Below are 11,882 nucleotides of genomic sequence, written 5' to 3'. Positions count from 1 at the left end.
CAGCTCACACTTGGACTTTGGATTCAATAGCGCCTGAAGCGGATATCCCTGCCACTACAAGTGGAATACGGAGGGATTCGCAATCGTTCTATGAGCGGTGCGGATTCCGCAGCATGGGGCAAGGATACCGGAGAAGCGTCAAGCTGTAGCTGAATGCACATCACGAGATACGGAGAAATGAGGTGAGCGCCATTGCGCAATGCAACAAAACGTTCCCGCCTGCGTAACGGCATATTCAATCAGAACAGCCAGTGTTGCAAATGTTAGGCAAAGAGGAAATCGAGCATCGACTAGAACAGCTCTTGACCGTTAGCGACGACGAAGAGCAGCTTGCGAAGCAAGCAGCTGGTTTGGAGGCGGAAATCGACCATAAATTGAACCAGCTAGCAGACAATGTTTCCCATCCGGAGGTAACGGATCTGATTTATTGGTCGGACGAGAACTACTCCGCAGAACAGATCGTGGACATGGCATTAGCCTACAGGCCGATTATTGCACCCCCGGCCCCTGATCGGGTCTGAAACAAGAAGAGGGCAAGGCATCGTGATTACTATGATTGAAGCGGAACTGGCATCGGCGCTCAAGCGATTCTCGCTGTCGAGAGGCTGCATCCGGAAGCGACGCCTCGGACGGTCGATACCGGTTATTTAAATACACGCAACCATCGCTTCTATGTGAAATTGGGTTACGTCAAAACCGGAACGAGCGAGGTCGGGACAGACGGATACCACAATTTCTTATATGAAAAAAGAAAGTGAGGATCCGCTTGAACTACATCGACATCGTCAATGATGCTATCGAATACATAGAAACCAATCTGTTTCAAGGAGTTCAGCTGGAAGAGCTATCAGACCGCTATTATATGTCGCATACGCATTTTTACCGGATATTTCGCGCAGTTGCGAGCCGGACGCTGAAGGAATATATCGATATGCGGAGATTGTCTGTAGCGGCTGAGAAAATCAAGCGTTCCAGCTGTAAGATGGTCGATATCGCGTTCGAGTGCGGCTTTCAATCGCACGAGTCATTTTCGCGCGCATTCAAGCGGGCGTTCGGTTTGTCTCCGACGGAATACCGTCATGGAATGAGGGAGATCCGCTTGCTGCCGCGACAAGAGATAGTAGAACGCGATTTCAAAAATGTAAACCGTGATCTCATCGTCAGCTATGATCAGGTAGAACTAGACGATCGTACAGTCGTCGGGCGCAATATCTCCTTCGATCCCGAGCATCCGCATGAAATTGCCAGAGCAACGTCATTCATACAGGCATTCGTTGAGCGGGAAGTTACCCCGTTCGGAGTGCCCCGTTTATATAGCATCACAACGTGCAGCAAGACAAGTCCGACTCAAATTGATTATACATGCGCAATTGATCCGGCTGCTCGCTCTCTACTAAGCGGTTATGGATTGGTCAGCATGAATATCCCCGCTTCGAAGTACGCCGTTTTTCGCTATCGCGGCAGCATGGGTCATATTTTCCACACTGTCCATCATGATTTGTATAAGTGTATCGCCATTTCCGGGCTCTGCTTCCATTCGGTAGGCATTGATTTCTTCGAGCGATATGAGCAGGATTACGCGAGTACAGGCGCATTTTCCATTTATGTTCCCATAACATAGCTTTACACTTCATCTGAATGACGCCTGCCCAAATTACTGTAAAAAGCGTCAAGCCTCGTTCACATCAGTGTCTTATAGTTGAAACGTAAGATACTGATCTGAGGTGAGAGCATGAAATCAACTAATACTTCCGAACCCATTCCGGCGTGGCTGCCTGCCAATGCCCAGGATTGGTTCAACTACAGCGCACGTTATACGGCATCCAATCATCTCTTGCATGCCGTTTTGGAGTTGGCAGGTCATCTTGATCATGAACGGTTGACGCAGGCTGTCAAGTTGTCTGCAGATGCCGAGCCCATCTTGGGTTGCCGATTCATCGAAGATCCGCATCATCCTTACTGGCAGCGAATAGAGAACATAGAGGAATCCAAGTGGTGTGTATTGCTGGAAACCGATCGGGTGGAGGAGTCCGTTCAGCAATTTGTCGGCGTGCCATTCGATGCGGACAGTGACCCGCAGGTAAGTGCAGGAGTCATCCGTTCTAAGGAAAAGGACACCCTCTGCATCAAATTAAATCATGCCGCATGTGACGGCGCTGGCGTAAAGCAGTATTTGCGGCTGCTGGCAGCGATATATACGAAGCTAGGCATGGATTCTGGATACGTTCCAAGTCGGAATGTGCGTGGAAAGCGGGATCAGAGCGCTTTGTTCATGGAATTGGGCATCGTTGATTGGAGTACGCTTCTGAATACAGGAGTTGCTGAGCTGCAGCCTGGATGGGCGTTTCCCTTTAGGCGGCTTGATCTACCTGCGGGCGAGAGCACCCATCTCATTTCGCAAATAAAGGGGGAGCAAGTCGAGGCACTACGCATAGCGGCGAAGAGGAAAGGATGCACCTTGAATGATTTGATTCTGACCGCTTATTTCCGGGCGCTATGGATTCTCGTTCGTTCAGATCAAGGGGAAGCGACAGCCATTCAGGTTACTGTTGATTTGCGGCGTCATTTGACCTCGTTGCACGATCAAGCAATATGCAATCTATCGGGAGCAGTGAACGTGCTTATACAGGACAAGATGGGAGAGCCGTTCGAGCAGACCCTGGTCCGTATAGTGGTGATAATGCAGGAGCATAAGAAAAGCATGCTTGGAATTCAGAGCGCAGCTGCGTTTGAACTGCTCGCAAGCATGGGATATGAAGAAGCTCTGCATTGGCTGCACGAAGCGAGATCCCGTGCTGTATCGTGGGGGAAAGCATTCCCCATGTTATCCAACTTCGGAATCATCGGGGACCCCGGGTTCATGTTCGGGGATTCGGCAGTGAGGGCGGCATATATGATCAGCCCGGCTCTGTTCGCACCCGGCTTCATGTTGGGAGCGAGCACGTATAGCAGCATGTTGACACTGTGTGTTAACTTTTATGCATCGAACACCTCTGCGGATGATATACAGCTTCTGTTATCGCGTATGACGGATGAATTGAACGGCTACGCTGCGGGAGGGACACGGTAATGTGCACAACGATTTTTTTGAATGAGCACGGTCAGCGCATTGTGGGCAAAAATCTAGACATCTTCCTTGATTCAGGCTGCCTGTTTACAAATCACCGCAATATGGTCAAGGCGGCCTTGATCCGTCCGCCTGAGCAGCCCGCCGCTTGGGTGTCCGTCTATGGCAGCATTACGCACTGTCAATCGGGCAAGGAATTACCATATGGCGGCATTAATGAAGCGGGACTTGTCGTCGAGCAGATGACGCTCCCGGACACCCGTTATCCAGACGTGGATGTACGACCGGCAGTCAACGAGCTGCAGTGGATTCAATATATGCTCGATACATGCGCTACGGTCGCGGATGTCGTGGAGACGGCGCAGCATATCCGCATTTCTCAAACGATGTCCGCCGTTCACTATATGGCATGTGATCGGAGCGGGGATGCCGCCGTGATTGAATACATCGGAGGTAAAATGAAGCTATACACGGGAGCATCACTTCCGATGCCGCTTCTGACCAACAGCAGCTATGAGACAGCGTTATCGCACAACGGATGTGCAGCGAACGATGCTCCGGATATACACGGTGACAACCATGATTATGAGCGTAATTCGCTGCAGCGATTTCAACGCGGGGCAGTGGTTCTCGGACGACCTTTAGTGCCGGAAGAAAGCATTGGACAAGGCTTTGCTGCGCTCGAGGCAGTGAAACGGGAAGACACGGTGTGGTCCTGTGTGTATGATTTGGATTCGCTGCAGGTGCATTTTCGCACGAACCGCTATCCAGACATACGATCATTCCAGCTGCAAGACTTCGACTTCGAAGCCGGCGCGCAGCCACTGGCCTTGGACGTATGCGCACATGCCACAGGGGGGATAGCTGAATTCGTGCCATACCGCAGGGAGCTGAATCGCGAGCTTATTGAACCCCTGTTCCGTCATCCGATGATCATGAGTATGTTCCCGTACACGCTAACGGACGATGACATCGAATTAATGTCCTCTTACCCGGAAATGATGGAACCTGCTCAGCCTTGACGTGTTGAACCGCAATTTTATTCTCTCCAAAGATGAATTTTCCAGTTGCAACCATAAAGGGGAAGGGTATAACTCTATTGAAACTTTTTATGGTAGTCTATAGTAAAGGACCAATCAACTTTGACGATGCAATGACAGATATTTGGGGGAATAACTTATGTTGAAATATGGCATGTATATAAACGGTCAATGGGCAGATGCGGATAAGACAATAGAGGTCATCAATCCAGCGACGAGGGAAGTTGTCGGAACGGTCCCGTTCGGAGGCGGCGAGCAGGCGAAGCTGGCGGCTGACGCGGCCTATGAAGCTTTTCGGACCTGGTCCAAGACGACAGCAGAAGAACGGAGCAAGTTATTGAAAAAGTGGCACCAGCTCATTGAAGCGCATACGGACGAATTGGCGCGCATCATGACGATGGAGCAAGGAAAGCCGCTGCAGGAAGCGATTGGAGAGATTCGGTACGCCAATCAATATATCGAGTGGTATGCGGAGGAAGCGAAACGCATATATGGCGAGACGATTCCCGCCTCATCTCCGCATAAGCGGATGGTCGTACTGAAGCAGCCAGTCGGCGTTGTCGCGGCGATTACGCCGTGGAACTTCCCTGCGGCGATGATTACCCGTAAAGCAGCGCCTGCCCTTGCGGCCGGATGCACCGTTGTCATCAAGCCATCGGAGGAGACGCCGTTCACGGCACTCAAGCTCGCCGAATTGGCTGATGAAGCCGGCATTCCGCGCGGCGTCTTGAATGTGGTGACGGGGGACCCGGCAGCCATTGCGGCCGAGTGGCAGCGAGATGTGCGCGTTCGCAAGCTGTCGTTCACCGGCTCTACGCATGTAGGCAAGCAATTGATGCGGGGCGCGGCGGATACGGTGAAGAAGATTTCACTTGAGCTGGGCGGTCATGCTCCGTTTATCGTTACGGAGCACGCGGATCTCGATATGGCGGTGGAGGGAGCAATTGCATCCAAATTCCGTAATGCGGGCCAAACGTGCGTATGCACGAACCGGATTTATGTTGCCGCTCCTGTTGCCGATGAATTTACCCGCAAGCTTGCCGATAGAGCGGCTCGCTTACTAGTCGGGGACGGCATGCTGGGAACGACGGATATCGGCCCGCTCATCAATGGCCGCGCGGTGGACAAAGTAATCGCTCATATCGAGGATGCGGTTGCCAAAGGTGGACGTATTGTCACAGGCGGTCAGCCGAATGCCAACGATCGCGGTTTCTTCATCGAGCCAACGGTCATAGCGGATGCAACGGATGAAATGCTGTGCATGCAGGAGGAGACATTCGGTCCGCTTGCTCCGGTAGCGGTGTTCCAATCGGTGGAGGAAGCAGTACAGCGTGCGAACGAATCGCCGTACGGTCTCGCGGCATATGTATACACCGAGAACATTCGGGAGGCGGTAACGATTGCGGAAAGCTTGGAATACGGCATCATCGGCGTGAATGATGGAGCTCCGTCGGCCGCCCAGGCTCCGTTCGGAGGCTTGAAGGAGAGTGGTCTGGGCAGGGAAGGCAGCCACTTCGGGATCGATGAATATTTAGAAATTAAATATATTTCTTTAGGGATATGACATCTGGTTCATGACTATAGTCTGTATAAAAAGGGAGCGATTGCCTTTTCAAGCGATCGCTCCCTCTTTCGCATTACAGAGGGTTATGGAAGCGCCCGTCCTCTTGAACTGACATAGAGGCGGAACCATTCTTCGCGGGACAGCGTCACATTGACTGCGTCCCCGCAAGCCCGAATACGGGCTGGGTTAACTGTTCCGATGACAGGCTGAATACCGGCAGGGTGCTTCATCAACCAGGCAAGGATGATGGCTTCCGGTGTCGTGCTTTTCTCTTCGGCCATGTGCTGCACCAGCTTCGCTGTCGCTTGAATGGATTCAGGCTGATCGTCAATGGAACGGCCAGAGAATATTCCTTGCGCAAGCGGTCCCCATGCTTGGAGCTGAATGTTCTTCAAGCGGCAGAACTCCATGGTTCCTTCCGGGAAAATATCGGCAGTGGCCGCAGCCTGATTCACGTGCACGCCAGTATCAAGCCAGCCAATCTTGGCAAGGCTCATCTCTAGTTGATTGATAATGAACGGTTCGTCGCAGGATGCCTGCAGAAGGCGAATCTGGCCGGAGCTCATGTTAGACACCCCGAAAGCGCGGACCTTGCCGGATGCTTTCAATTGGTGAATGGCGCTTGCGACTTCGTCTGGATCCATCAGCGGGTCTGGCCGGTGGAGAAGCAGGAAGTCGATGTAATCTACGCCCAAGCGTGACAGGATGCCCTCTGCGCTAGTAATAATATGTTGTTCGGAGAAGTCATATCGTCCAGGCACGTCCCCTTCGGCGAAGCGAATGCCGCACTTGGATTGGATGAAGATGCGTTCTCGCAATTCAGGCTGTTCCTTGAGTACTTGCCCAAATACCTGCTCCGCTTTGCCCCACGTATAAATGTTGGCATGGTCAAACATATTAATGCCGCTATCAAGAGCAGCCTCCACGGCTTCGCGGGCTTGCTTTACATGATCGGCGGCAAACGGTTCGCTATTCCAGCCCCCGCCCAGCCCCATGCAGCCGAGTACGAGGCGGGTGACCGGATAGCCGCTGCGTTGTAATGGTATTGTAGTCACATGCAGTCACTCCATCGTCTATAGTCTATGAGACAAGTTGCAAGGATAGTTTACTACAGTTAGCGGCCCGTTGCTATCTTGAATCGGTACTATGCCGATTGGCGCGAGTCAAGCGCTCTTCCTCCGGGCGCGTAAATTGATATGCGTATTCATAAATCGATTCCAATTGTTTCGCCATATATTCGGGAGAATGGGGGGTATCTTGCTCCAGCCAGTTTACCAATACTCCCAGATGGGCGAACAGAACGTAGTGGGTCACAATCTCTTTGTTAATGCCGTTCATGGCGCGAGGCGTCAGCTTCAACTCTTCAAAGGCTTGGCTGAATTGCTTGAATAACATGTCCATGAAGCGGTTCTGAAAATACGTTCTGGCGTTGTCCCCGAACATGGTTTTGTAAAAATCGCTATGATACTGAAAATGGGAAAACAACCTGATAACTTGCTGTTCCGGGTAGGTACGGGCAATGTTCCCCCGTTCATTTTCGGTTGGCCCAACCGTTTTGGCGAGCTCTTCCAGCATGTCATCTACGCTTCGTTCGAATAAATCGTATTTGTCTTGATAGTGCAAATAGAATGTCCCCCGGTTAATGTCCGCTCGTTCGGCAATGTCCTGCACCGTAATTGCCCCGAACTCTTTTTCGTTCATCAATTCGATAAGCGCGCGTTTTATTTTCCTTTTCGTTCTTTTGACCCGCCGATCCGCCGTATTGGACATTGAGCATCACCTTCTCATTTACGAATAATTTACATTTAATCAACAATTCGGCTCGCTTTGTACGGTAATGAACAGAAGACAGCAAACTGCGTATTGAACAAATAACAGCTCTTGGTAAAATTATAAACATCCAATTGGATGATTATCAACAATACATTCATTAACTAGTATTTGTGGATATTTTAACCTATTGCTAAGGAGTTGAAGCCGTTGTTGCCTTATGTCATGTATTTGGAGAAAGTGAATCGGTCCCATTTGCAAATCGTAGGGGGAAAAGGTTCCAATCTGGGTGAACTGCTGCAAGCAGGATTTTCCGTTCCGCCTGGATTCTGCTTAGCTACTTCCGCCTATGACGCGGTAGTGGGGCAATCGGCTCGGATGGAATCCTTCTATGAAGAGCTCGACCGCTTGAGCGTTCAGGATATGGAGGAGATACGGCGCGTAAGCCGACGGATGCAGCAGCACATCATCGGTCTGGCTATTCCGAGTGACTTGATCGAAGACATTTTAGGCGCATGGAGAGAATTGGGCGACCATAACGTGTATGCCGTTCGTTCCAGTGCGACGGCAGAGGATTTGCCGACAGCCTCCTTTGCCGGGCAGCAGGATACTTTCTTGAATGTAAAAGGGGAACGGCAGCTCCTCGATGCCATTCGACAATGCTGGTCATCTCTATTCTCCGAACGAGCCCTTGCATACCGGATGAAGAACGGATTTGATCATCGTTCTGTCCGGCTTGCCGTCATCATCCAGCACTTAATCGTGCCTGACGTGTCAGGGGTGATGTTCACGGCCGATCCGATTACAGGGAACCGCAGCATGATCTCCATTGATGCGAGCTTCGGGCTGGGTGAAGCGCTCGTATCGGGTCTGGTCAATCCCGACTTGTATCAAGTCAGACAAGGCGTCATCGTCAAGAGACAGGTATCGTGCAAGAATGTGGCTGTGTTACCGCTAGCCGAGGGAGGCACGGTTATCGAACGGCTTCCCGAACAGAAGCAGAATAAGCAGGCGCTGTCCGACGAAGAGATTGTGGAGCTGGCCCGACTGGGAGAGCAGATTCAAGCTCATTACGGATCGGAGCAAGATATTGAATGGTGCCTGTCCGGCGGACAATTCTTCATCGTTCAGGCCAGGCCGATTACTTCAATCTTTCCGATACCTAACACGCCGAACGACGGGTTGCATGTTTATTTCTCATTCGGCCACCTGCAGATGATGACGGACGTGATGTCACCTGCTGGTATTTCGATCTGGAAGATACCGACTGAACGTGCTTCAGTCGGGGACGAACGCGTGGAATCGTTGGTAGAAGCGGGAGGGAGACTGTTCGTCGATATTACGAATTCACTGCAATACAACTTGGCCCGCAAGGTGATGCTGCGGATAATCGATAAGATGGATGCCTTGATAGGCAGTGCGGCGAGACAAATCCTAGACCGCTTCCCAATTAAGGAAGGGTCTGTCCCAGATGCGGATCCAATGGCGGAGATCATTCCCCCGCTTGCGACGCAAGTGCTGAAGGACATGTTGGAGGGGGATGGCCAGGCGGCTTACGCGGAGGTTGAGGAAAATGCGGAGCGCCGCGTGGAGATGTGCCGGCAGCGTATGAACGAATGCGGCGGAGCCGAAAAAATTACGTTTATTCAGCAAAATTGCCAGTCTTTATTTGAGAGTTTGATGCGCGATGACTTTCACTATATGATGGCGTCCGTGGTCGCGCAGCATCTGCTCGAACTGCTTGCGAAATGGTGGACATTCGATGATGGCGAACTCATCACGCTGAACAAATCACTGCCATTCAATGTCACGGGCGAGATGGGGATGGAACTGGGGGACTTGGCGGATAGGGCCCGTGCCTACCCGGAGCTGGCGGCGTATTTGAGGAACGCGGCTGAGGATGGATTTATGGAGGGGCTGGATACGGTTTCCGGAGGCTCGGAATTCAAATCGGCTTTCGAGAAGTGGCTCGAACGATACGGCGCTCGTTGCCCGGGCGAGATCGACATCGTCAGAACGCGTTGGTCGGAACGGCCTTATATGCTTATCTCATCGATCGTGGGTCATCTGGACAGCGTCAAGCACGGAGAACACCGTGAGCGATTCCGGCAAGGGGAACTGGAAGCCGATGCGGCAGCCAGACGCATTCTTTCACAAGTCCGCAGCATGGAAGATGGAGCGTTCAAGGAGCGGATCGTGTCCAGGCTGATTACCGTCTACCGCAGCTTCATGGGCTTGCGGGAGCATCACAAATTCGTGCTGGTTCGTCATTTTGAGCTCTATAGACGAGCGGTGATAGAGTTAGGCGATGATTTGGCGGCACGGGGCGTTCTGTTCGAACGGAACGATATTTTTTTCTTAACCTTGCCTGAAATGAAAGATGTCATAACCGGCACATTCGAACAAGACGTTCAGTTGCTGATCGCTGCCCGCAAGGATAGCTTTAAGCACTATCAGCGGTTGCAGCCGCCGCGAGTTATAACGAGCGAAGGGGAGATTATCGAGGGTAGACTGGACGGCGGCAATGCTCCGGAAGGCTCCTTAATTGGAATTCCGGTCTCTCCCGGCATCGTCGAGGGCAGAGCTAGAGTCGTGATCGATCCGAGCACGGCTGCGCTTAAGGAAGGCGAGATTCTGGTAGCGCCGTTTACTGATCCAGGCTGGACACCGCTGTTCCAGCAAGCGAAGGGGATCGTCACAGAGATCGGTGGCATGATGACGCATGGCGCGGTCATCGCCCGCGAGTACGGCATGCCTGCCGTCGTCGGGATCGAGCATGCGACGACGCTCATCCGAGACGGCGCGTTGATTCGATTGGACGGCACCAAAGGACATGTGCTTGTGCTGAAAGAAGCGCATAGTATGGCCTAATCACCTCATTAATATACGCAGGAACCGCGATTTGCCTGAAAAAGGCATGGCGCGGTTCTTTTTTTATCAGCTGAAATGTGCCAATATAGTCGTGAGGGGATGAGTGAATGTTCAACGATTTCAAGCTCATGGATGGGCGCCCTGCTTACGTTCAGGTTAAGGACTATATAAAGGAATTGATATATAAAGGAATTTTGCGCTCCGATCAGAAGCTCCCTTCGACCCGCGAGTTCGCCGCGCTGTGGAAGCTGAGCCGCAATACGGTGATTACGGCGTATCGGGAGCTGGAGGACGAAGGACTCGTCCATTCCGTCGCCGGCAAAGGCAGCTATGTATCGCAAGAGGTCGTGCCTGCTGCAGACAGCGCGCGGTTGGAATGGAAGGAAATGATCGGAGACTGCGCCCGTACGGCCGAGGAGCTGGATCTCATGAAGCACGGTGTCCGTTGGGAGAAGGGGATGATTTCCTTCACGAGCATTGCTCCAGATGAGAAGCTGTTCGACCTGCACAATGTGAAGCGAGCATTTCTGGATCGGATGTCGCTTGAGGGCGAGATTTTATTGAACTATGGTTATGCGAAAGGCTATAAGCCGTTAATCGATTATTTGTTGCGATATATGGAGACGAAGGGCGTGGATTTGGCCGGAAAAGATCTTCTTGTGACGAACGGGTTTACAGAAGGATTCGACCTAGTCTTGTCCGCCATGCGTAAGACCCATCGGCGAGTTCTCTGTGAGAATCCCACCCATAATACCGCCATCAAGCTGTTCAAGATGCACGAAATGGATATCGAGGGTATTAGCATGGAAGATGACGGCATCCGGTTAGGGGAACTGGAACAAGCTTTGGCGAAGCATGCATTCGACCTGGCTTATCTTATTCCGTCTTACCACAACCCGACAGGCATTGTCATGTCCCCTGAGAAGCGGATGGAAGCGCTGCGTCTATTCGGGGAATATCGCATCCCGATCATTGAAGACGGCTTCAATGAGGAGCTGCGTTATTCTGGTTCGCACGTCGCGCCGCTCATTGCTTGCGGCGGCAGCGGCAACAACGTCGTCTATATCGGCAGCTATTCGAAGGTGCTGTTCCCGGGTATACGCGTAGGCTGGGTGCTGGCGGATCGGGAACTCATCGATTATTTGGAAAGCATGAAGCGGGCGCGGAGCATTCATACATCTACACTGGATCAAGCGGTGCTGTATCAGTACCTGCACAACGGGAATTTCGAGAAGTACATCAAGCGAGCCAGAAATGCATACAAGCGCAAGTACGAACTGGCCGTTCAATGGTGCAAGGAGCACATTCCATATACAAGGTTGAGCGGCGACGGAGGATTGCATCTATTTATTGAATTGAATGATTCCTTGTCGGCGCGCGATGTGCTCGATGCGTGTGTGCGTCGGGGCGTGGTTTTCACGCCAGGGGATATTTTTCATACTGATGGTTTTGGTTCCAATACGTTCAGACTCGGCTTCTCGCGTGTATCTGAGGAAGAGTTAGAGAAAGGCATTGCAACGATAGGCGAGACGGTATGGCAGCTTATGCGGGAGGGTTTTTGATGAAAGCA

The 11,882-nt window shown here is 51.9% G+C and carries 10 protein-coding genes; 8 read left to right on the top strand and 2 right to left on the bottom strand.

The window, feature by feature from the left end; genetic code table 11:
* Positions 1–17: 17 nt before the first annotated feature.
* From M3650_RS31985 to M3650_RS14895, 6 genes are all read left to right on the top strand, one after another.
* Positions 18–149 carry a hypothetical protein gene (locus M3650_RS31985; protein ID WP_285848466.1) on the top strand — a complete coding sequence of 44 codons (132 nt, stop codon included), beginning with the start codon at positions 18–20 and terminating at the stop codon, positions 147–149.
* A 111-nt stretch (positions 150–260) separates the two neighbouring features.
* On the top strand, positions 261–521 hold the full coding sequence (locus M3650_RS14915) for a hypothetical protein (protein WP_251575872.1): 261 nt from the start codon (positions 261–263) through the stop codon (positions 519–521).
* A gap of 245 nt (positions 522–766) precedes the next feature.
* The gene (locus tag M3650_RS14910; RefSeq protein ID WP_251575870.1) at positions 767–1,621 is read left to right on the top strand and encodes a helix-turn-helix domain-containing protein; all 855 of its coding nucleotides are present in this window, start codon (positions 767–769) and stop codon (positions 1,619–1,621) included.
* A 111-nt stretch (positions 1,622–1,732) separates the two neighbouring features.
* Positions 1,733–3,070, top strand: coding sequence for a condensation domain-containing protein (locus M3650_RS14905; RefSeq protein ID WP_251575868.1), 1,338 nt, complete (start codon positions 1,733–1,735; stop codon positions 3,068–3,070).
* Entirely contained in the window at positions 3,070–4,089 is a 1,020-nt protein-coding gene (locus M3650_RS14900; RefSeq protein ID WP_251575867.1) for a linear amide C-N hydrolase, read from the top strand. The genes M3650_RS14905 and M3650_RS14900 overlap by 1 nt, the downstream gene beginning before the upstream one ends.
* Positions 4,090–4,246: 157 nt before the next feature.
* Complete coding sequence (locus M3650_RS14895; protein WP_251575865.1) at positions 4,247–5,671, top strand: NAD-dependent succinate-semialdehyde dehydrogenase; 1,425 nt, start codon at positions 4,247–4,249, stop codon at positions 5,669–5,671.
* A gap of 83 nt (positions 5,672–5,754) precedes the next feature.
* On the opposite strand, the gene M3650_RS14890 is transcribed toward M3650_RS14895, so the two are convergent.
* A complete protein-coding gene (locus M3650_RS14890; protein WP_251575864.1) occupies positions 5,755–6,726 on the bottom strand; it encodes an aldo/keto reductase in 972 nt (323 codons plus the stop codon).
* Positions 6,727–6,799: 73 nt separating this feature from the next.
* A complete protein-coding gene (locus M3650_RS14885) occupies positions 6,800–7,441 on the bottom strand; it encodes a TetR/AcrR family transcriptional regulator (RefSeq protein WP_251575862.1) in 642 nt (213 codons plus the stop codon).
* Between the two features lie 210 nt (positions 7,442–7,651).
* Between M3650_RS14885 and M3650_RS14880 the strand changes: the two genes are divergently transcribed.
* Positions 7,652–10,312 carry a phosphoenolpyruvate synthase gene (locus M3650_RS14880; RefSeq protein WP_251575860.1) on the top strand — a complete coding sequence of 887 codons (2,661 nt, stop codon included), beginning with the start codon at positions 7,652–7,654 and terminating at the stop codon, positions 10,310–10,312.
* A 107-nt stretch (positions 10,313–10,419) separates the two neighbouring features.
* The gene (locus tag M3650_RS14875; RefSeq protein WP_251575858.1) at positions 10,420–11,874 is read left to right on the top strand and encodes an aminotransferase-like domain-containing protein; all 1,455 of its coding nucleotides are present in this window, start codon (positions 10,420–10,422) and stop codon (positions 11,872–11,874) included.
* Positions 11,875–11,882: the final 8 nt, after the last annotated feature.

Source organism: Paenibacillus sp. MER TA 81-3, from assembly GCF_023713585.1.
GTDB classification, from domain to species: Bacteria; Bacillota; Bacilli; order Paenibacillales; family Paenibacillaceae; genus Paenibacillus_B; species Paenibacillus_B profundus.
This window is presented reverse-complemented; position numbering and strand designations above follow the sequence as displayed.

Bases quoted from the DNA above. Each gene is read 5' to 3' on its own strand.
- M3650_RS14915 (WP_251575872.1), top strand. From the start codon at position 261: ATGTTAGGCAAAGAGGAAATCGAGCATCGACTAGAACAGCTCTTGACC.
- M3650_RS14905 (WP_251575868.1), top strand. From the start codon at position 1,733: ATGAAATCAACTAATACTTCCGAACCCATTCCGGCGTGGCTGCCTGCC.
- M3650_RS14900 (WP_251575867.1), top strand. From the start codon at position 3,070: ATGTGCACAACGATTTTTTTGAATGAGCACGGTCAGCGCATTGTGGGC.
- M3650_RS14895 (WP_251575865.1), top strand. From the start codon at position 4,247: ATGTTGAAATATGGCATGTATATAAACGGTCAATGGGCAGATGCGGAT.
- M3650_RS14885 (WP_251575862.1), bottom strand. From the start codon at position 7,441: ATGTCCAATACGGCGGATCGGCGGGTCAAAAGAACGAAAAGGAAAATA.
- M3650_RS14875 (WP_251575858.1), top strand. From the start codon at position 10,420: ATGTTCAACGATTTCAAGCTCATGGATGGGCGCCCTGCTTACGTTCAG.